At 62.5% G+C, this 19,678-nt stretch carries 17 protein-coding genes and 3 pseudogenes; 7 read left to right on the forward strand and 13 right to left on the reverse strand.

Annotation, left to right across the window (positions count from 1 at the left end; all coding sequences use genetic code 11):
- Both ACQVLG_RS05285 and leuS read right to left on the reverse strand, forming a co-directional pair.
- The gene (locus ACQVLG_RS05285; RefSeq protein ID WP_474293244.1) at window positions 1-513 is read right to left on the reverse strand and encodes an LPS-assembly lipoprotein LptE; all 513 of its coding nucleotides are present in this window, start codon (window positions 511-513) and stop codon (window positions 1-3) included.
- Window positions 514-592: 79 nt separating this feature from the next.
- Window positions 593-3,233, reverse strand: a pseudogene (gene leuS, locus ACQVLG_RS05290) (leucine--tRNA ligase).
- Between the two features lie 150 nt (window positions 3,234-3,383).
- Between leuS and ACQVLG_RS05295 the strand changes: the two are divergent.
- On the forward strand, window positions 3,384-4,172 hold the full coding sequence (locus ACQVLG_RS05295; protein ID WP_474293246.1) for a DUF6597 domain-containing transcriptional factor: 789 nt from the start codon (window positions 3,384-3,386) through the stop codon (window positions 4,170-4,172).
- 52 nt (window positions 4,173-4,224) lie between these two features.
- Window positions 4,225-4,617, forward strand: coding sequence for a VOC family protein (locus tag ACQVLG_RS05300; RefSeq protein ID WP_474293248.1), 393 nt, complete (start codon window positions 4,225-4,227; stop codon window positions 4,615-4,617).
- Window positions 4,618-4,623: 6 nt separating this feature from the next.
- Here ACQVLG_RS05300 and ACQVLG_RS05305 read toward each other — a convergent pair whose 3' ends face one another.
- Window positions 4,624-5,532: a LysR substrate-binding domain-containing protein gene (locus ACQVLG_RS05305; RefSeq protein ID WP_474293250.1), complete on the reverse strand. Its 909-nt coding sequence runs from the start codon at window positions 5,530-5,532 to the stop codon at window positions 4,624-4,626.
- Window positions 5,533-5,693: 161 nt separating this feature from the next.
- On the opposite strand from ACQVLG_RS05305, the pseudogene ACQVLG_RS05310 reads away from it, so the two are divergent.
- Window positions 5,694-6,871 (forward strand): annotated as a pseudogene (locus ACQVLG_RS05310) (acyl-CoA dehydrogenase).
- On the forward strand, window positions 6,871-8,118 hold the full coding sequence (locus ACQVLG_RS05315) for a CaiB/BaiF CoA transferase family protein (protein ID WP_474293252.1): 1,248 nt from the start codon (window positions 6,871-6,873) through the stop codon (window positions 8,116-8,118). Before ACQVLG_RS05310 ends, ACQVLG_RS05315 begins: the two are co-directional and overlap by 1 nt.
- 45 nt (window positions 8,119-8,163) lie before the next feature.
- On the opposite strand, the gene ACQVLG_RS05320 is transcribed toward ACQVLG_RS05315, so the two are convergent.
- From ACQVLG_RS05320 to ACQVLG_RS05330, 3 genes are read right to left on the reverse strand one after another with little or no spacing between them, the layout of a single operon-like run.
- Window positions 8,164-8,490, reverse strand: a complete 327-nt coding sequence (locus ACQVLG_RS05320) for a barstar family protein (RefSeq protein WP_474293254.1) — start codon at window positions 8,488-8,490, stop codon at window positions 8,164-8,166.
- Between the two features lie 8 nt (window positions 8,491-8,498).
- Window positions 8,499-9,308, reverse strand: a complete 810-nt coding sequence (dapB, locus tag ACQVLG_RS05325) for a 4-hydroxy-tetrahydrodipicolinate reductase (protein ID WP_474293256.1) — start codon at window positions 9,306-9,308, stop codon at window positions 8,499-8,501.
- A gap of 19 nt (window positions 9,309-9,327) precedes the next feature.
- Window positions 9,328-9,957, reverse strand: a complete 630-nt coding sequence (locus ACQVLG_RS05330) for an outer membrane protein assembly factor BamE (RefSeq protein WP_329958046.1) — start codon at window positions 9,955-9,957, stop codon at window positions 9,328-9,330.
- A 195-nt stretch (window positions 9,958-10,152) separates the two neighbouring features.
- On the opposite strand from ACQVLG_RS05330, the gene fur reads away from it, so the two are divergent.
- Window positions 10,153-10,584 carry a ferric iron uptake transcriptional regulator gene (fur, locus tag ACQVLG_RS05335; protein WP_034745717.1) on the forward strand — a complete coding sequence of 144 codons (432 nt, stop codon included), beginning with the start codon at window positions 10,153-10,155 and terminating at the stop codon, window positions 10,582-10,584.
- 47 nt (window positions 10,585-10,631) lie between these two features.
- Here the strand turns inward: fur and hrcA are convergent, their stop codons facing one another.
- Both hrcA and ACQVLG_RS05345 read right to left on the reverse strand, forming a co-directional pair.
- Window positions 10,632-11,648, reverse strand: coding sequence for a heat-inducible transcriptional repressor HrcA (gene hrcA / locus ACQVLG_RS05340; protein ID WP_230539166.1), 1,017 nt, complete (start codon window positions 11,646-11,648; stop codon window positions 10,632-10,634).
- 117 nt (window positions 11,649-11,765) lie between these two features.
- On the reverse strand, window positions 11,766-12,491 hold the full coding sequence (locus tag ACQVLG_RS05345) for an HAD family hydrolase (RefSeq protein ID WP_230539167.1): 726 nt from the start codon (window positions 12,489-12,491) through the stop codon (window positions 11,766-11,768).
- Window positions 12,492-12,736: 245 nt separating this feature from the next.
- On the opposite strand from ACQVLG_RS05345, the gene ACQVLG_RS05350 reads away from it, so the two are divergent.
- Window positions 12,737-13,333, forward strand: a complete 597-nt coding sequence (locus ACQVLG_RS05350) for a hypothetical protein (RefSeq protein ID WP_230539168.1) — start codon at window positions 12,737-12,739, stop codon at window positions 13,331-13,333.
- 143 nt (window positions 13,334-13,476) lie between these two features.
- A complete protein-coding gene (locus ACQVLG_RS05355) occupies window positions 13,477-13,956 on the forward strand; it encodes a hypothetical protein (RefSeq protein ID WP_474293259.1) in 480 nt (159 codons plus the stop codon).
- Window positions 13,957-14,142: 186 nt separating this feature from the next.
- Here the strand turns inward: ACQVLG_RS05355 and mmsB are convergent, their stop codons facing one another.
- The 5 genes and pseudogenes from mmsB to ACQVLG_RS05380 form a co-directional block, all read right to left on the reverse strand.
- A complete protein-coding gene (mmsB, locus tag ACQVLG_RS05360) occupies window positions 14,143-15,045 on the reverse strand; it encodes a 3-hydroxyisobutyrate dehydrogenase (protein WP_230539170.1) in 903 nt (300 codons plus the stop codon).
- Between the two features lie 23 nt (window positions 15,046-15,068).
- Window positions 15,069-16,202, reverse strand: a complete 1,134-nt coding sequence (locus tag ACQVLG_RS05365; protein WP_474293260.1) for an enoyl-CoA hydratase/isomerase family protein — start codon at window positions 16,200-16,202, stop codon at window positions 15,069-15,071.
- Window positions 16,195-16,980, reverse strand: coding sequence for an enoyl-CoA hydratase (locus tag ACQVLG_RS05370; protein ID WP_230539172.1), 786 nt, complete (start codon window positions 16,978-16,980; stop codon window positions 16,195-16,197). Before ACQVLG_RS05370 ends, ACQVLG_RS05365 begins: the two co-directional genes overlap by 8 nt.
- Window positions 16,977-18,138, reverse strand: a pseudogene (locus tag ACQVLG_RS05375) (acyl-CoA dehydrogenase family protein). The gene ACQVLG_RS05370 and the pseudogene ACQVLG_RS05375 overlap by 4 nt, the downstream one beginning before the upstream one ends.
- Before the next feature lie 11 nt (window positions 18,139-18,149).
- Window positions 18,150-19,658 carry a CoA-acylating methylmalonate-semialdehyde dehydrogenase gene (locus tag ACQVLG_RS05380; RefSeq protein WP_474293262.1) on the reverse strand — a complete coding sequence of 503 codons (1,509 nt, stop codon included), beginning with the start codon at window positions 19,656-19,658 and terminating at the stop codon, window positions 18,150-18,152.
- Between the last annotated feature and the right edge of the window lie 20 nt (window positions 19,659-19,678).

Genomic DNA, 19,678 nt, shown 5'->3' on the forward strand with positions numbered 1-19,678 from the left:
TTACTGCTGCGGGGCTGCCGGCGCGACCGGCGCCACGGGCGCCACCGACATGGCCGGCAGCACCGGCTTGATGGCGGCCAGGCGGCGCATGATCTGCTGCACCAAGTCGTTGCGCATGTCGCGGTACAGCGCTGCTTCCTCAGTCTCCTTGGCCAGCACCTGCGACTCGTCGAAGGTGATCGGACGCACCAGATTGATGGTGGTCGGCGCCAGCAACTGGTTGCCGGCCTTGTCGACGACGCGGAAGTTGATCGAATAGCCGAGCTGGTATTCCTGCACGCGGCCATTTTTGTTCAGCGACAGAATGGTCTTGGTACGGTTCCTCTCCGGGTCGCTGAGCACTTCAAGCACGGCGTCGGCGCCATCCTTGGTGTTCACCACCTCCGTGCTGCGATGGCGCGGATATAGCGCTTCAAGCCGATCGCCAGCGGCGACGTCTCGGGCAAGCCGATATACATCGTCGCGAACGGCAGCATGAAACTGCCGTTCGAACCGCGCAAGTGAAAGCCGCAAGCCGACAGCAGAACCGTCAGACCCAACGCCAGCATGGCGCGGCGGCCCAACAGCGATACGGAAGAGGAAGTCGTCATGATTACACCACGATGCTGATTAACTTGCCTGGCACGACGATGATCTTCTTCGGCGTGGTCTCGACATACTTCTGCACACTTTCGCACGCCAGCGCGGCCGCTTCGATGCTGGCCTTGTCCGCATCCTTGGACACCGTGATCGAGCCGCGCAGCTTGCCGTTCACCTGGATCATCATCTCGATCTCGGACTGCTCCAATGCGGCCGGGTCGACTTGCGGCCAGGCGACGTTGAGCAGGTCGCCGTGCACGCCAGCGTAACCCAGTTCCTGCCACAGCACGTGGGTGATGTGCGGCGCGACAGGGTTCAACAGGCGCAGGAAGATCGAGAAGCCTTCGGCGATCAGCGCCTTCGACTGCGCGCTGTCGTCCAGCTTGGCCGACTCCAGCGTGTTGAGCATCTTCATGCAGGCCGACACCACGGTGTTGTACTGGATGCGTTTCAAGTCGTAATCGGCTTGCTGCAGCAGCTTGTGCAATTCGCGGCGCAGGTTTTTCTGCGCGTCGCCCGTGGCCGGTGCGGTAGCGCCAGCCAGTGCGGCCTGGATCGTGGCCGACTGGGCGTAGCCGAAGTTCCACACGCGGCGCAGGAAGCGGTTCGCGCCTTCGACGCCGCTGCCCGACCATTCCAGGGTCTGCTCCGGCGGCGAGGCGAACATGGTGAACAGGCGAGCCGTATCGGCGCCGTACTGCTCGATCTGCGCTTGCGGGTCGATACCGTTGTTCTTCGACTTCGACATTTTTTCCGTACCGCCGATTTCCACAGGCTGGCCGTCGGCCACCAGGATCGCGCTTTGCGGACGCCCCCTTGTCGTCGAGCGACAGGCGCACGTCATCCGGGTTGAACCAGGTGGTCTTGCCCGCAGCGTCCTTGCGGAAGTACGTTTCATTCAGCACCATGCCCTGCGTCAGCAGGTTCACAAAAGGCTCGTCGAACTTGACCAGGCCGAAGTCGCGCATGATCTTGGTCCAGAAGCGCGCGTACAGCAAGTGCATGACGGCGTGTTCGATGCCGCCGATGTACTGGTCCATCGGCATCCAGTAATCGTTGCGCGCGTCGACCATGGCGTCGTTCGAGCCTGGCGAGGTATAGCGCATGTAGTACCACGACGAATCGACGAAGGTATCCATGGTGTCCGTCTCGCGGCGCGCCGGCTTGCCGCACTGCGGGCAGTCGCACTGCAGGAAGGCTTCGTATTTGTTCAGCGGATTGCCCGTGCCGTCCGGCACGCAGTCTTCCGGCAGCACTACCGGCAAGTCTTTTTCCGGCACCGGCACCACGCCGCAGTCGGCGCAGTGGATCATCGGGATCGGCGTGCCCCAGTAGCGCTGGCGCGAGATGCCCCAGTCGCGCAGGCGGAACGTGGTTTTCTTCTCGCCCAGGCCCAGTTCCGCCAGATCGGCGGCTACCGCATCGACGGCGGAAGCGAAATGCAGGCCGTCGTATTTGCCGGAGGCGACGCAGACGCCGTCCTTGCTGCCATACGATTCCTGCCAGGCGTCCGTCGAAAATTCCTGGCCCTTGACTTCGATCACTTGCTTGATCGGCAGATTGTATTTCTTGGCAAAGCCAAAATCGCGTTCGTCGTGCGCCGGCACGCCCATCACGGCGCCGTCGCCGTAGGTGATCAGCACGTAGTTGCCGACCCAGACTTCCACTTGCGCGCCCGTCAGCGGATGCGTGACGAACAGGCCGGTCGGCATGCCCTTCTTCTCCATCGTCGCCATGTCCGCCTCGATGACGGAGCCGAGCTTGCATTCGGCATTGAAGGCGGCCAGCGCAGGATTGCCTTGCGCGGCGTGGATGGCCAGCGGGTGTTCGGCGGCCACGGCGCAGAAGGTCACGCCCATGACGGTGTCCGGACGGGTGGTAAATACATACAGCTTGCCGTCGCCGATCAGGGCGCCGTTCGCGTCCTTGATCTCATGCGGGAAGGCGAAACGCACGCCCGTCGACTTGCCGATCCAGTTGGTCTGCATGATGCGCACGCGCTCTGGCCAGCCCGGCAGCTTGTCGTCCACATACGCCAGCAGCTCTTCCGCGTAATCGGTGATGCGCGCGTAGTACATGGGGATTTCGCGCTTTTCGATCAGCGCGCCGGAACGCCAGCCCTTGCCGTCGACTACTTGTTCGTTGGCCAGCACGGTCTGGTCGATCGGATCCCAGTTCACGGTACCGGTCTTCTTGTAGATGATGCCTTTTTCCAGCATCTTGAGGAACATCCACTGGTTCCATTTGTAATATTCGGGCTTGCAGGCGGTCATTTCGCGCGACCAGTCGATGGCCAGGCCCATCGATTCCATCTGCTGCTTCATATGGGCGATGTTCGAATACGTCCATTGCGCGGGCGGCACGTTGTTGGCCATCGCCGCATTTTCCGCCGGCATGCCGAACGCATCCCAGCCCATCGGCATGAGCACGTTGTAGCCATTCATGCGCAGGTAGCGGTACATCACGTCATTGATTGTATAGTTGCGCACGTGACCCATGTGCAGCTTGCCCGAAGGGTAAGGCAGCATTGAGCAAGCAAAATACTTGCCTTTTGGGAAACGCGGGTCGTGTTCGACGGCTTTATAGGCGTCGATCGCCTTCCAGTGCGATTGGGCGGCTTGTTCGACGTCGGCGGGACTATATTTATCTTGCATAATGGATGTGCGACCAGCGTGGCCCGGCCAATAGTGGATATGAACCGAGCATTATACTGGTTGTCGCGGCCCGATAGCGCGGCGCCCTGGCGGCCCGGGCCGGCATATTTTTGCGAGCGCACAATTATGCTGTGTGATATATACGCAATCTTGTTCTTTGCATCAAAGCCGGCCATGATCATCTACCAGGAAGTCGCCCCCATCCCCGCCCTGCGGCCGTGGCTGGACTGCGTCTGGACGTGCCGCGTGCAGACGGGCGCCACGCCCCTCACGCACCAGGTCTTGCCGGACAATTGCATCGACATCCTGTGCCAGGACCAGCAGGACGCCAGCTTTGCCGTCGGCATGATGACGGCGCCGATTGCCGTCGTCAGCCAAGGGCTCGTGCAGACGGTGGCGGCCCGCTTCAAGCCGGGCGCGGCGGCGCGCTTCTTCCAGTTGCCCCTGTGCGAACTCAATGATGGACGTGCTGATCTGCGGCAGCTGTGGGGCCGCGACCTGGCGGCGCGCCTCGGTGACGCGCTGTGGAGCGCCCCCTTGTCCAACGCGCAAAGAGTTTCCATTTTGCAAGATTACCTGCTGCTGCGCCTGCGCCAGGGATCGCCGCTGCGCCCGGCCGGCGTCGCCGAACATGCCATTGCCGCCATCGAAGGCGCGCACGGCATGTTGCGCGTGGATGGCCTGGCGCAGCAGCTGGGCGTGTCGCGCCAGCACCTGGCGCTGCAATTCCGGCGACAAGTCGGCATCAGCCCGAAGCTGTTTGCCCGCATCTGCCGTTTCCGGGCCGCCAGCGCTGGCTTGAAAAACCTGCCGCAGCAGCCGGACTGGGCGCAAGTGGCCTTGCAATACGGTTATTTCGACCAGTCGCATCTGATCCACGACTTCCAGGATTTCGCCCGCAGTTCGCCCGAGGCGTGGCTGACGGACCGGCGCGCGTAAGCACCTTCCATTTTTCCAATCGCGCGGCGCGCGCCGGTGGCATGATGGCGTCATGCATTTCAACCAACAGGAGCAGAACATGATCAAGGGCTTGCGCACCGTCACCTATCCCGTCCCCGACCTGGACCAGGCCAAGGCCTGGTATAGCCAGGTATTCAATACCACGCCGTATTTCGACCAGCCTTTCTATGTCGGCTTTGCCATCGGCGGCTTCGAGCTGGGCTTGCTGCCGGACGGCCAGCCCGGCACGCAGGGCAGCGTGACGTACTGGGGCGTGGACGGCATCGAGCAGGAAATCGAGCGCATCGTTGCGCTGGGCGGCACCCTGCACCACCCGATCACGGACGTGGGCGACGGCATCCGCACGGTGGAATTGCTCGATCCGTTCGGCAACCAGATCGGCCTGATCGACAATCCCCACTTCGATACGGCCAAGGTACGTTAAGTTGCATTAAGCGGCGGCTTCGCCCTGCAGCCACAGCCGGAACTGCTGCAAGGCCAGCTTTTCATGCGCCGCCTCGGGCGTAATCAGGTAATATGCCCGCTGGCCGCGCAGTGGGCGCTCGCACACAATGCGCAGCTCGCCACGCGCCAGTTCCGCCTCGACCAGCATACGGGGCAGCAAGACCACTCCCTGTCCCTGCACGGCCGCCATGGCCAGCATGGAAAACAGTTCGTAGCGGGCGCCGTAGTGCGCCCCGTCGCGCCCCTCGCCCTCGACCTGCATGGCGTCAAACCACTGGCGCCAGGCGCCCGGGCGCGTACTTTGTTGCAACAACGTCAATTCCAATAAATCCTGCGGCTGCCACTGGCTGCGCGCCGCCAGCAGGCGGGGGCTGGCGACGGGCACGATTTCTTCGTGCATGAGCAAGGTGGCGCGCGTGCCGGGCCAGCGCGCCAGCTGCTCGGGCGTGCCCGCGTACAGGGCGCCGTCGTATTCCGTATCGGCAAACATGAACGGTTTTGTATACGCGTCGATATGCACGACGATGTCCGGATGCAAGCCCGCCAGCGAAGACAGCCGCGGCATCAGCCAGCGCGTGGCAAACGTGGGCACCGAGGCCAGCTGCAGCGCCCCGCCGCCGCCCTGGCGCGCCATCGTATCGAGCGTGTCGCGCTCCAGTCCATCGAGGCGGGCCGCGATCTGGCGTGCATACGCGGCGCCGGCGCTGGTCAGCAGCACGCCATGGCGCGTGCGCTGGAATAGTTGCACACCAAGAAAGCTTTCCAGGGAGGATATCTGCCGCGAGACGGCGCTTTGCGTCAGCGACAGTTCGCGCGCCGCATGCGTGTAGCTTTGGTGCCGCGCAGCCGCCTCGAAGCAATTTAGCGCTTGCAGCATGGGAATTTTTCGCGACATGGCATCTCAAAGGAAGGAAAAGAAACGCCAGTATGCCGCAAGATATGCGCCACACGCATGTCTGGGTGCGAATAAATCGTTTGCGCAAGGCTAGGCAAGAACCTACCATGAGCCATATTCAATCTTGCGCCGATCACCGGCGCTCACCTGCGAGGCCTGTGATGAGCAAAACCGTATTCGACTGGAATTCCCCCCTGCTGCTGGAAGAACAACTGACGGGCGACGAACGCGCCGTGCTGGAAGCGGCGCGCGACTATTGCCAGGGCAGCTTGGTGCCCAGGGTTCTCGAATCGTTCCGCCATGGCCGCACGGATGCCGCCATCTTCCGCGAAATGGGTGAACTGGGCTTGCTGGGCACCACCATTCCCGAAGAATACGGCGGCGCCGGCCTGAACTACGTCTGCTACGGCCTGGCCGCGCGCGAAGTCGAGCGCGTCGATTCGGGCTACCGCTCGATGATGAGCGTGCAATCGTCGCTGGTGATGGTGCCGATCAATGCCTTCGGCAACGAAGAAACCAAACAGAAATACCTGCCGAAACTGGCGACGGGCGAATACATCGGCTGCTTCGGCCTGACGGAACCGAACCACGGCTCCGACCCTGGCAGCATGGTCACGCGCGCGCGCAAGGTGCCGGGCGGCTATAGCTTGTCGGGCGCCAAGATGTGGATCACCAACAGCCCCATCGCCGACGTGTTCGTCGTCTGGGCCAAGGACGATGAAGGCGCGATCCGCGGCTTCGTGCTGGAAAAAGGCTGGAAGGGTTTGTCGGCGCCCGAGATCCACGGCAAGGTGGGCTTGCGTACCAGCATCACGGGCGAAATCGTCATGGATGAAGTGTTTTGCCCGGAAGAAAACGCTTCCCCGACGTGCGCGGCCTGAAGGGTCCATTTACATGCCTGAACAGCGCCCGCTACGGCATCGCCTGGGGCGCGCTGGGCGCGGCCGAAGACTGCTACCTGAAGGCGCGCCAGTACACGATGGATCGCCAGCAATTCGGCCGCCCTCTTGCGGCGAATCAATTGGTACAAAAGAAACTGGCGGATATGTTGACGGAAATCACCATGGGCTTGCAAGGCTGTTTGCGCCTGGGCCGCATGAAGGATGAGGGCTCGCCCGCCGTGGAAATCACCTCGATCATGAAACGCAACAGCTGCGGCAAGGCGCTGGACATCGCCCGCGTGGCGCGCGACATGATGGGTGGCAACGGTATTTCCGACGAGTTCGGCGTCATCCGCCACCTGGTCAACCTGGAAGTGGTCAACACCTATGAAGGCACGCACGATGTGCACGCGCTGATCATCGGCCGCGCCATCACCGGCATCGCCGCCTTCAACTAATGGACGCCTTGGCTTCCACCCTGCGGCCCGCGCCGTTGACCGGCTTGCGCGTGCTGGATCTGTCGCGCGTGCTGGCCGGCCCGTGGGCCGGACAAATGCTGGCCGACCTCGGTGCCGACGTGGTCAAGGTCGAGCAGCCGGGCCGCGGCGACGACACGCGCTCCTGGGGTCCGCCGTACCTGAAGGACGAGGATGGCCGCGACACGGCCGAAGCCGCCTATTTCCAGTGCGCCAACCGCAACAAGCGCTCCCTGTGCATCGACCTGGCCGCGCCCGAAGGCCAGGCCCTGGTGCGCCAGCTGGCGGCCGAATCGGACGTTCTGCTGGAAAATTTCAAGCTCGATGGCTTGAAGCAATATGGCCTGGACTCTGCCAGCTTGCTGGCGCTCAACCCGCGCCTCGTGTACTGCTCCATCACGGGTTTCGGCCAGGATGGGCCGTACGCGGCGCGCGCCGGCTATGACTTTTTGATTCAGGGCATGGGCGGATTGATGAGCATTACGGGCGTGCCCGATGGCCAGCCGGGCGCCGGGCCGCAAAAAGTGGGCGTGGCGCAAACGGACATCCTGACGGGCCTGTACGCCACCATCGCCGTGCAGGCGGCGCTGGCCGAACGCGAGCGCTCGGGACTGGGCCAGCACATCGACCTGGCCTTGCTCGACGTGCAAGTGGCCGCGCTGGGCAACCAGGCGGCGAATTACTTGTGCGGCGGTAAGGTGCCGCAGCGCATGGGCAATGCGCATCCGAACATTGTTCCATATCAAGACTTTCCCACGGCCGATGGCGACATGATTCTGGCGATCGGCAACGATGGACAGTTTTCGCGTTTTTGCGCCGTCGCCGGCCATCCGGAATGGGCGCAGGACGAACGCTTCGCCACCAATCCGCAGCGCGTGGCGCACCGGGCGATCCTGATCCCCTTGATGCGCCAGACCACGGTCATGCGCACGACGGCCGAATGGATCAGCGCTTTCGAGGCGCAAGCCGTGCCGTGCGGCCCCGTCAACCGCATCGACCAGGTCTTTGCCGACCCGCAAGTGGTGGCGCGTGGCTTGAAAGTGGAAATGCCGCATCCGACGGCGGGGACTGTTGCGCTGGTGGCCAATCCCGTGCGCTTGTCGGCTTCACCGGTGCAATACCGCTTGCCGCCGCCGTTGCTGGGGCAGCATACAGACGAGGTATTGGGGCAGTGGCTGAGATTAGGTACTGAGGAAATTACTGGTTTGCGCGAGCGCAAAGTCGTGTGAAAAACTGGGGTCAGAGCCGGCGAGCCGGCGGGTCTGACCCCGGAATTACTTCAGCGTCAATTTCAACGCCGGCTTTTCGCCATAATCGTCATAGCGCTCATTGATGCCGGCGATACAGAACGTGATTTCTTCCAGTAAATCAGGTACTTGCGCCTTCATTGCATCAGCATCCTGCACCACGATTTCCAGCACTTCGTTCGGCTTCAGGCGGAACTGCGTCATGTTTTCATCGTCGCGCAAGTAGCTGAGGCAATCTACCCAGGCATCCATGCTGTTGCCGTAGAACTTGGGGAAACCGAAGGCTTGCGCGCATTGCGCGTGAAAGCTCGCTGCGTCGGTGATATCTTTTCCATTCAGGATGGCAGTGGCCATGGTCTTCCTCAGTTCTTCAGCGACAGCACGTCCTGCATGTCGAACAGGCCCGTCGGCTTGTCTGCCAGGAAACGCGCGGCGCGCAGGGCGCCGTGGGCGTAAGTGACGCGGCTGCTCGACTTGTGGCTGATCTCGATGCGCTCGCCGATGCCGGCAAACAGCACCGTATGGTCGCCGACGATATCGCCGCCGCGGATGGTGGCAAAGCCGATGGTCGACGGGTCGCGTTCGCCCGTCACGCCTTCGCGCCCGTACACGGCGCATTCCTTCAGGTCGCGGCCCAGGGCGCCGGCCACCACTTCCCCCATTTGCAGGGCAGTGCCCGACGGCGCGTCGACCTTGAAGCGGTGATGCGCTTCGATAATTTCGATATCGTAGCCTTCGGACAGGCTTTTTGCGGCCAGTTCCAGCAGTTTCATGGTGACATTCACGCCCACGCTCATGTTCGGCGCGAACATGATGGCCGTCTTTTCGGCGGCGGCGGCAATGGCCGCCTTGCCCGCGTCATCGAAACCGGTGGTGCCGATGATCATCTTGATGCCGTGCTCGGCGCAGTAGGCCAGGTGCTGCAAAGTGCCTTCGGGGCGCGTGAAGTCGATCAGGTAATCGGCATTGGCCAGGCCGGTGGCCAGGTCGGATGCAATCAGCACGCCGGCAGGCTTGCCGAGGAAGGAGGCGGCATCCTGGCCGACGGACGGCGAGCCGGCGCGGTCGAGGGCGCCAGCCAGCACGGCGTCGGGCGCATTGCTGACCGCTTCGATCAGGATATGGCCCATGCGGCCGCTGGCGCCAGCGATGGCAATTTTCAGTTCAGTCATTTTATTCTCTTACAGCAACTTATTTGGTGGGTTCGGCGGCAGGCGCAGGTGCTGGCTCGGCGGCGGGCGCCGGTGCAACGTCAGGCTTGCTCACAGGAATGGCAGGGGCGGCATCGGCCGGCACGGGCACGGCGCTCGGCGCCACGGGCGATGGCACGGCGGCGGCAGGCACGTCGGCCTTGGCAACCTTGGCGAATGGCGACGGGCCGGCGATGCGGTCGATGTATTCTTTCTCGGTCGGCAAGTTGCCGCCTTCGAAGCGTTCAACCTTGCCATCCTTGCCGAAGTACACGACCACGCGGCTGCTGGTGGTTTCGCCACTGCCCCGGGCCAGGCGGAATGGATAATCCCAGCGGTCGGCATGGAAGATATCGGTCAACAGCGAGGTGCCGAGGACGAAGCGCACCTGGTCGCGCGTCATGCCCACTTTCAGCTGGGCCAGCATCTCTTCGGAGACAAAGTTGCCTTGCTGAATGTCAGGACGATACGGCGAGAAAAACCACATGAATTTCTGCAGCGGCGTAATGGTGGTCGTCTGCGCGCCTTTTTCAGGAACGACTTCCTTGCCCTCTTTCTGGGTGATGGCTGGCTTTTCGCCCAGGATGCCACGGCTGGCGCAGCCAGACGCCATCAGCGCGACACAGACCATGCCTGCCACGACTGGTGCTCGAAATGAAATACGGTGCCAGAGAGATGGCAATACAGCCGGTGTTACGCGCATAAATGACCTCAATTGGATGAACAAAACGCCAGGAGTGACCGGCCCGCCAAAAAATGCATATTTTGGCACTCCCCGACAAAACGCTATATGATAAAGCACCTGACCCACATACGAGCAACAAACATGAGTAACAATCCTAGTGATCTCAAGGCAAGCGGCCTGAAAGCCACCCTGCCACGGCTGAAGATACTCGATATCTTCCAGAGTAGCCCGGTACGCCACCTGACCGCGGAAGACGTCTACAAGATTCTGCTGGCCGACAATATGGATGTCGGCTTGGCAACTGTCTACCGCGTCCTCACGCAATTCGAACAGGCAGGCTTGCTCAACCGCAACCATTTTGAAACCGGCAAGGCGATTTTCGAACTCAACGAAGGCTCCCACCACGACCACCTGGTGTGCCTGGACTGCGGCCGGGTCGAAGAATTCTTCGACGAAGAAATCGAAATCCGCCAGCAAAAAGTGGCCGAAGAGCGCGGCTTCAAGATCGCCGAACACGCCTTGGCGATCTACGGCAACTGCACCAAGACGGCTTGCCCGCACAAAACCGCCTGACGTCTGACACATTCCGCCGGCCGCTCCCACGGGGCGGCTTAGCTGCATCAATGCTGGCTGAGTGCGCTCGACAGTAATTTAGCGGTGATGTCGACAATCGGAATGACCCGCTCGTAAGCCATGCGGGTCGGTCCGATCACTCCCAGCGTCCCCACGATCTTGCCGTTGACTTCATACGGCGCCGTCACCACGCTCATTTCATCCATCGGCACCAGGTTCGATTCGCCGCCGATGAAAATCTGCACGCCCGTCGCCTTGCTCGACACGTCGAGCAACTGCATCAAGCCCGTTTTTTGCTCGAACATGTCGAACATCTGGCGCAGCGAATGCATATTCGATGACAGATCGCTCACGCTGAGCAAGTTGCGCTCGCCGGAAATGACCATGTCGTCGCTATGGTCGGCCATCGCTTCGCTGCCCGCCTCCACTGCCGCCTGCATCAGGCTGCCCATATCGTCGCGCAACTGGCGCAATTCGCCCTGCAGGCGCACGCGCACGGCGTCGAAGGACAGGCCGCCATAATTCTGGTTGATGTAATTGGCCGATTGCACCAGTTGCGCGGGCGTATAGTCGGCTTCCGTCAGCAACAACCGGTTCTGCACGTCGCCGCCCGGGGCGACGATGACGAGCAGGATGCGTTTTTCCGACAGGCGCAGGAATTCGATTTGCTGGAATACGGATTCGCGGCGCGGGCTGAGCACGACACCGGCAAACTGCGACAGCGACGACAGCATCTGCGCCGCGTTGGCGATGGTCTTTTGCGGTTGCGGCGTCTGCAGGCGCATGCGCGATTCCACCACGTGCTCGTCCAGGTGCCGGACGGTCAGCAAGGTATCGACAAAGATGCGGTAGCCGCGCGGCGTCGGGATGCGTCCGGCCGAGGTGTGCGGACTGGAGACATAACCAAGCTCTTCCAGGTCGGCCATGATGTTGCGGATCGTGGCCGGCGACAGGTCGAGGCCGGAAATTTTCGACAAGGCGCGCGAACCGACCGGCAGGCCGTCGGCGATATATCGCTCGACCAGGGCTTTCAGCAGTGTTTGGGCACGTGTATCGAGTTGCATGGTGTTTTAGGTAAGCAAATATTCTTTAGATAAGCATATTGTTAAGCAAGCGGCAACGAAAGCGGCCGAACGTGCGGCAACAGCGCCTATTATGCACGTTCGCCCGGCCAGCGGCGATCAATCTTCCAGTTGCCCCTGCAGCCACAGCAGCAATTCATCAAAGTTGGCGCAGATGGCGTCGGGCTGCACGCCGGCGGCCAGATGGGCGTCGCTGCCCTTGCGGTTCATCCAGACGGCACGCATGCCCGCCCCTTGCGCTCCCGTCACATCGAAATACAGGTCGTCGCCCACGTACACGGCTTCATGCGGCGCCACGCCCAGCGCGGCGCAGCCGGCCAGGAAGATGCTGGCGTCGGGCTTGGCCACGCCGAAATCGCTGGCGGCGATAGAGACTTTAAAATGCTGCGCCAAACCGATAATTTCAAGGTCCGCGTTGCCATTCGAGATCGAGCCGACCAGCATGCGCTGGCGCATCCAGGCCAGGCCAGGCAAGACGTCCTCATATGGCTGGACGCGGTTGCGCGCGGCCAGGAATTGCAGGATGGCCCCGTCGACCAGGGCGGCATCCTCGCCGGCGGCCTCGAAGGCGGCCAGCAGGCCGGCGCGGCGCAACTCGATCAGGTTGCCATGGAAATGCGGTTGCTCGTTGAGCATGGCCAGGCGGTGCTGGCGCAGCATCTCGCTGGAGAACTGCTGCGCCACCTTGGGCGCATGCGCGGCCAGCCAGTCGTGCAACAGGATTTCGGCGGCGGCAATCACGGGCGCGATGGGCCACAAGGTATCGTCGAGGTCGAACAGGATGGCCTTGGGCGGCACGGCGGTTTTTACAGGGGCAAGGGACATGGGACTCACAATGGGATGCTGCGTCACGGTGCGCAGGGTGTAGCTATTGTCGCACCGATCGCCGCCGCCGGCATGGCTGCGCCCCCGTGAAATGGGGCCGGGCCAACGCTTCCGGGCGAAAAATTGTTACAGGGTGATACAAGGCAAGGTCATCCAGCTTGCCAGATAGACTAAAATAGGCGCCATTCCAATGCGGCGCCAGCGTCCGCGTTGCGCTACCCAACCTAATTCGTTTTGGAGAATGTATGAAAAATTTGTACCTGCGCTCGATGCTGGCGGCGGCTTGCGCCGTCACACTGGCAGCCTGCGGCGGCAGCGGCGGCAACCTGTATCTGCAAGGCACAGTGAGCGACCTGGCCAAGAACGGCCTGATTCTCGTGAATGACGGGGAACGCTTGGCAATCCCCGCGGGTCAGGGCCAGTTTGTTTTCACCAAGCTGCTCAAGACCGATGACCGCTACGACATCACCATCGCGGAACAGCCCAAGGGCGCCGTTTGCACCATTGCCAATGGCGTCGGCAAGGCATCGAGCTATTCCGTGAGCACGGCAGTCGTAAGCTGCAAGACCAACTCCTACCCGCTGAAAGGCGCCATCACGGGCTTGAGCGCCGACGGCTTGCGCCTGGTAATGGGCCCCAACGGCATCAGCCCACTGACTGGCGCCACCACCTACGAATTCAGCGTTAATGACGGCGCCGCATATGGTATTTCCATACTGACTCAGCCAACTGGCCTGACGTGCCGCTTCCAGGGTTCAAAGAGTGCCGACGCCAGCGATACGGTCGGCACGATGGGTTCTGCCGCCACGACCGCGGCCACACTTGACTGCACGCCGCAGTAATCCTTGCGATCCGTCACCTATTTTTTGGAGAATTACATGAAGTTATCCTGCTTGCTTGCCCACTGGCCGCACTGCTGCTGACCCTGGGACTGGCCGCTTGCGGCGGCAAGGCCTCGTACGATGTCAGCGGCACGATCTCCGGCTTGAACAATGAAGGACTGATCCTGGCCAATGGCGGCGAGGACCTCTCGATTGAAGCCGGCAAGACCTCGTTTACCTTTAAAAAGCGCATCGACTACGGCACCGAGTACAACATCACCTTCAAGCAACAACCGGCCCACATGACTTGCGGCATCAGCGGTGGTTCCGGGTCGGCTGGTCATTACATCAATATCAGCGCCGCTGTTACTTGCTCGCAAAACCGATATACCGTGGGCGGCACGATTTCCGGCCTGACCGTTGAGGGCCTCGTGCTGATTAACGGCAGTACGACAACAACGGTGGCCAAGGACGCCACGACCTTTACCATGAACGGCTCCGTCGCCTATGGCGAGACCTATGGCATCAGCGTCTCCGAAACCCAGCCTAAGGGGCTGAAGTGCGACCTGGTGCCAGGTACAGAAAAAGGCACCATGGGCGAAGCGAATGTGACGACGGTGAAGATCGTCTGCAATCCGGCCTAAGTTGCGGCAACGGTAGCCGCTGCGCGGCTACCGGGAAGAGATATCATGGAAATCTATATTTGATATTCCAAAGATAAATTGGAGTTATATGTGGCGATGCAGCATAATGCATCTGTCTCCTCCAACTCTTCCAAGAATTGGATTTAGCCCGCTTTTACCAGCGGGCTTTTTTTTGCCCAGAATTCCTCAAACGGGTTTATTCAAGCCCGGCTGCAGCATCTGCACGATGCTGGAGAAATCCTGCTGCGCATAGCCGGCTTGCGCATGCATCTGGTACAGCTGCCGCACCAGCCCGCCCAGGGGCGTGGGCGCATTCGCCGACAAGGCCGACTGCTGCGCCAGCCCCAGGTCCTTCAGCATCAGCGCCGTGCCGAAGCCTCCCGTGTAATTGCGCGAAGCGGGCGTGCCGTCCATGACGCCGGGCCACGGGTTGTACACTTCCAGGGTCCAGTTGCGGCCCGAGCTCTTGGCCATGATGTCGGACAACACTTTCGGATCGAGGCCATGCGCCACGCCCAGGTTCAGCGCCTCGGCCGTGCCCGCCATCAGAATGCCCAGCAGCATGTTGTTGCAAATCTTCGCCACCTGGCCCGCGCCCGCCTCGCCCGCATGGAAGATATTCTTGCCCATCTTTTCCAGCAGGGGCCGCGCCTGCTGCAAGGCCGCTTCGCTGCCGCCGACGATGAAGGTCAGGGTGCCGGCCGCCGCGCCCGCCGTGCCACCCGAGACGGGCGCATCGATCATGGCAAAGCCGCGCTCGCTGGCCGCCTGCGCCACCTGGCGCGCCACGTCGGCGGCGATGGTGCTGCAATCGATGAACAGGGCGCCCGGCTTGGCCGAGTCCAGCACGCCGCCGGCCGCCAGGTACAGCTCCTGCACGTGCTTGTTGGCCGGCAGCATGGTGATGACGGCGTCCGCCGTCTGCACGGCCGCACTGGCGGACGCGGCCGCCGTGGCGCCCGCCTCGACCAGCGACGCCACAGCCGCCGGCGCCAGGTCGAACACGGACACGTGGAAGCCGGCGGCCACCAGGTTGCGGGCCATCGGCGCGCCCATGTTGCCCAAGCCGATAAATGCGATATGTTGCATGGTAAATATCTCCTGTTGTTCTTTTAATGCAGATCCGCCAAAGGATGCGTGCTCCACGGCGCATTGAAATATTCATCCAGATACGCTGCGCTGACCTCGGCCAGGCTGGCCGGCTGCCATTGCGGCGCGTTGTCCTTGTCGATCAGCAAGGCGCGCACGCCTTCGCTGAAGTCTGCATGGGCACAACATTGCACGGCGACAATAAGTTCCAGCTGGAACACTTGCGCCAGGCTCAGATGGCGCGTGCGTTCGCGCATGGCCCAGACCAGGGCGGCCGAAGTGGGCGCGCCCTTGTCCAGCGAGTGGGCTGCCTTTTGCAGCCAGGCCGAATCGCCGTCATACGCGGCGATGGCAACCACCACTTCGGCCAAGGTGGGCGCTTGCGTCAGCGCCGCGATGGCGTCGAAGTTGGCGCGCACTTCGGAGACGGGCAGCATGGATGCGGGAGCCGAGAAGCCGCGCAGCAAGCGGTTTAGCTGCTGGTGGTTCGCGGGCGCATCCACTTGCCATTGCGCCAGCGCCAGCGCGTCGAGCACCATGTTCCGCTCTTCCTGGCGCAGGAAATAGTCGCCCAGGCCCGCAAACAGCGCGTCGGCCGCGTTCATCGGTGCGCCCGTCAAGCCGAGGAACAGGCCGCTGCGGCCCGGCATGCGGCCCAGAAACCAGCTGCCGCCCACGTCGGGGAACAGGCCGATGGTGATTTCCGGCATGGCGATGCGCGTGCTTTCCGTCACGACACGGTGGCTGGCACCGGCCATCAGGCCCAGACCGCCGCCCATGACGATGCCGCCGCCCCACACCAGCAGCGGTTTCGCATACGTATGGATGCGGTGGTCGAGCCGGTATTCCTCGGCAAAGAAGGCCAGCGCCTGCGGGTTCGGCACGACACCGGGCTGCTCGACGATGGCCGTGCGCAGGCTGCGCACGTCGCCGCCCGCGCAAAAGGCCTTGTCCGTTGACGATTGCAGCACCACGCAGGCGATGGCAGAGTCACTGGCCCAGCGCACAAGGGCGCCATCGATGGCGCGTATCATGTCCAGGGTCAGCGCATGCAAGGACTTTGGCGCGTCGAGGGTGATGACGCCCAGCTTCATGCCGCCGGGACAGTCGCGTTCCTCGATTTTCACAGTTTCAACAATATTAACGGTCTCAGCCATTCTTCCACTCCGCCGGACGTTTCTCCAGGAACGCCTGCACGCCCTCTTTCTGGTCTTGCGTATCGAACAAGCCCAGGAACAGGGTACGTTCATCGGGCAGGGAATCGACGAGCGGATGGCTGCGCGCGCCCTGGATCAGGGTCTTGCACGCCGTCACGCTGCTGGGGCTCTGGCGCGCCACCTTGGCCGCCAGCGCCAGCGCCGTGGCGGCAGCCTTGCCGGTTGGCACGACTTCCTCGACGAGGCCGATGGCCAGGGCCTTGGCCGCATCGACCCGTTCGCCGCATAAAATCATGCGCTTGGCCCAGCCTTCGCCCACCAGCCACGGCAAATGCTGCGTGCCGCCCGCGCACGGCAGCAAGCCGACGGACGCTTCCGGCAAGGCCATCTGCGCATGTTCCTCGGCGATGCGGATGTCGCAAGCGAGCGCGCATTCGAGCCCGCCGCCCATGGCATAGCCATTGATGGCAGCGATGCTGACGCCGCGGAACGCGGACAGCGCCTCGAAGGCCTCGCCAAAGGCGGCGGCCATGGCGAACGCCGTGTCCTTGTTGCCGTCGGCAAACACGTTCAGGTCGGCGCCGGCCGAAAAGAACTTGGCACCGCCGCCCGTGATCACCAGCGCGTACACGTCGGCGTCCGCATTCAGGTCGGCCACCAGCTCTTTCAGCGCGTTCAGGCTGGCCAGGGTCCAGGTATGGGCGGGCGGGTTGTCGAGGGTCACCAGGGCCGTGTGGCCACGGCGTTCCAGCAATAAATTTGTATACACTTTAGTCATCGTAAGGTCTCCGTGGCGCCATCTTTCAGAATCGCTCGCGCGACGATCAGGCGCATGATTTCATTCGTCCCTTCCAGGATCTGGTGTACCCGCGTGTCGCGCACGTGGCGCTCGAGCGGGTACTCGCGGATGTAGCCATAGCCGCCATGCAATTGCAGCGCATCGTTGGCCACATTAAAACCCACATCCGTGGCGAAACGTTTTGCCATGGCGCAATACGCCGTCGCATCCGGGCTTTCCTGGTCGAGTTTCCAGGCCGCCAGGCGCACCATCTGGCGCGCCGCCACCAGTTCCGTCAGCATGTCGGCCAGCTTGAACTGCAAGGCCTGGAACTGGGCCAGCTCGCGGCCGAACTGCGTGCGCTCCTTCATGTACGCTTGCGCGCGCGTGAGGGCCGCCTGCGCCGTGCCCACCCGAGCACACGGCGATATTGATGCGCCCGCCATCGATGCCCTTCATGGCGATGGCAAAGCCTTCGCCTTCCGCTCCCAGCAAGTTACCGACAGGCACTTTTACCTGGTCGAAACTGATGATGCGCGTGGGCTGGCTGTTCCAGCCCATCTTTTCTTCTTTCTTGCCGTACACGATGCCGGGCAAGTTCGCCGGCACGGCAAAGGCGGAAATACCGGCCGCGCCCTCGCCGCCGGTTCTCGCCATGACGATCAGCATGTCCGTCTGGCCCGCGCCCGAGATGAACGCTTTCGTACCGTCCAGCACATAAAAGTCGCCATCCTTGACGGCTTTCGTGCGCAACGATGCCGCATCCGAACCGGACTGCGGTTCCGTCAGGCAATAGCTGGCCAGCTTCTGGCCGGCGGCCAGGGCTGGCACCCATTCGTCGCACAGGGCTTCCTGTCCCCAGCGCGACAGCATCCAGGTGGCCATGTTGTGGATCGTGATGTAGGCCGTGGTCGAGGTGCAGCCGCCTGCCAGCTCCTCGAAGACGATGGCCGCGTCCTGGCGCGACAGGCCCAGGCCGCCCCAGCGCTGCGGCGTGTACAGGCCGCAAAAGCCCATCTCGCCCGCCTTGGCAATCGTTTCTACTGGGAAAATCGATTCCGCATCCCAATGGGCCGCGTGCGGCGCCAGTTCGCCTTCGGCAAACGCGCGCGCCGCCTGCTGGAACTCGCGCTGTTCGTCGCTCAATTCAAAGTCCATGGTCCGGCTCCTTACTTGAGGCTGATGGTGGTGTTGACCTTGCCCACCGACGCCGCATCCGTAAACCAGCGCTGGGTAATCGTCTGCGTCTGCGTGTAGAACAGCACGACTTGCTTGCCGAACGGACCCAGGTCGCCCAGCTTGGAGCCACGCGAACCCGTAAAGCTGAACAGGGGAACAGGCACGGGAATCGGCACGTTGATGCCGACTTGCCCCACGTCGATTTCTTCCTGGAAATAGCGCGCGGCCGCGCCGCTCTGCGTGAACAGGGCCGTGCCGTTGCCGTTCGGATTCGCATTCACCAGGGCAATCGCTTCATCGAGCGTGTCGACTTCGACGACGATCAGGACGGGGCCAAAGATTTCCTGGTCATATACGACCATGCCGGGTTTCACGCCGGACAAGATCGTCGGGCCGACGAAGTTGCCGTTTGGATAGCCATCGACCTTCACGTCGCGGCCATCGAGGGTCAGCACGGCGCCCTGCTCGATGCCCTTGGCGACGAGGCTGAAGACGCGCTCTTTCGCCGCGCAGGAAATCACGGGACCCAGGTCAGGATTGTCCTTGCCCGCGCCCACCGTCAAGGTTTGCGCCTTGGCGGACAGTTCCGGCAGCCACTCGCGCGCCTCGCCCACCAGCACGGCCACCGATGCAGCCATGCAGCGCTGGCCGGCCGCGCCGAAACCCGCGCCCAGCAACTGGTTCAGGGTCTGTTCTTTATTAGCATCCGGCAAGACGACGGCGTGGTTCTTGGCGCCCATCATGCATTGCGCGCGCTTGCCGTTCAGGCTGGCGCGCTGGTACACATGCGTGCCCACCTTGCTGGAGCCGACAAACGAGATGGCCTTGATGTCCGGATGGTCGCACAGGGCATTGACGACGTCTTCGCCGCCATGAATGACGTTCAGCACGCCGGCCGGGATGCCCGCCTGCAAGGCCAGGCGCACGAGTTTTTCCGTCACGAGCGGGTCTTGCTCCGATGGTTTCAGCACGAAAGTATTGCCACAGGCAATCGCCATCGGGAACATCCACAGCGGAATCATGGCGGGGAAGTTGAACGGGGTAATACCGGCGCACACGCCCAGCGGCTGCATCACGCTGTAAGTGTCGACGCCGCCGGCCACGTTTTGCGCGTATTCGCCCATCTGCAGGGTGCCGATATTGGCGGCATGTTCCACCACTTCCAGGCCGCGGAACACGTCGCCTTCCGCGTCCAGCAGGGTCTTGCCCTGTTCCATCGTCAGAGTGGCGGCCAGGTCGGCCATGTTTTCGCGGATCAACTGCTGCAATTTCAGGAAGATGCGAGCACGGGCGCCGATCGGCGTCTTGCGCCAGGTTTTGAAGGCGCGCTGGGCCGAGGCGATGGCCGCGTTCACTTCCTCCGGCGTGGCGAACGGCACCTTGGCCAGTACTTCCTGCGTGGCGGGGTTGACGACGTCGCGCCAGACGGTGGTTTGGGATTCAACCCATTCGCCATTGATCAACAGTGGAACGGTCGGAATTGTGGTTTGCGTGGTCACTCGGTGTCTCCTCGTTGGGG

Source organism: Janthinobacterium sp. TPC_1, assembly GCF_056037845.1.

Coding starts and splice junctions, on each gene's coding strand:
- dapB (WP_474293256.1), bottom strand. CDS start 9,308: ATGACTGAACTGAAAATTGCCATCGCTGGCGCCAGCGGCCGCATGGGC.
- ACQVLG_RS05330 (WP_329958046.1), bottom strand. CDS start 9,957: ATGGTCTGTGTCGCGCTGATGGCGTCTGGCTGCGCCAGCCGTGGCATC.
- ACQVLG_RS05370 (WP_230539172.1), bottom strand. CDS start 16,980: ATGACTAAAGTGTATACAAATTTATTGCTGGAACGCCGTGGCCACACG.
- ACQVLG_RS05300 (WP_474293248.1), top strand. CDS start 4,225: ATGCATTTCAACCAACAGGAGCAGAACATGATCAAGGGCTTGCGCACC.
- ACQVLG_RS05345 (WP_230539167.1), bottom strand. CDS start 12,491: ATGTCCCTTGCCCCTGTAAAAACCGCCGTGCCGCCCAAGGCCATCCTG.
- ACQVLG_RS05320 (WP_474293254.1), bottom strand. CDS start 8,490: ATGGCCACTGCCATCCTGAATGGAAAAGATATCACCGACGCAGCGAGC.
- hrcA (WP_230539166.1), bottom strand. CDS start 11,648: ATGCAACTCGATACACGTGCCCAAACACTGCTGAAAGCCCTGGTCGAG.
- ACQVLG_RS05350 (WP_230539168.1), top strand. CDS start 12,737: ATGAAAAATTTGTACCTGCGCTCGATGCTGGCGGCGGCTTGCGCCGTC.
- ACQVLG_RS05365 (WP_474293260.1), bottom strand. CDS start 16,202: ATGGCTGAGACCGTTAATATTGTTGAAACTGTGAAAATCGAGGAACGC.
- ACQVLG_RS05305 (WP_474293250.1), bottom strand. CDS start 5,532: ATGTCGCGAAAAATTCCCATGCTGCAAGCGCTAAATTGCTTCGAGGCG.
- fur (WP_034745717.1), top strand. CDS start 10,153: ATGAGTAACAATCCTAGTGATCTCAAGGCAAGCGGCCTGAAAGCCACC.
- ACQVLG_RS05315 (WP_474293252.1), top strand. CDS start 6,871: ATGGACGCCTTGGCTTCCACCCTGCGGCCCGCGCCGTTGACCGGCTTG.
- mmsB (WP_230539170.1), bottom strand. CDS start 15,045: ATGCAACATATCGCATTTATCGGCTTGGGCAACATGGGCGCGCCGATG.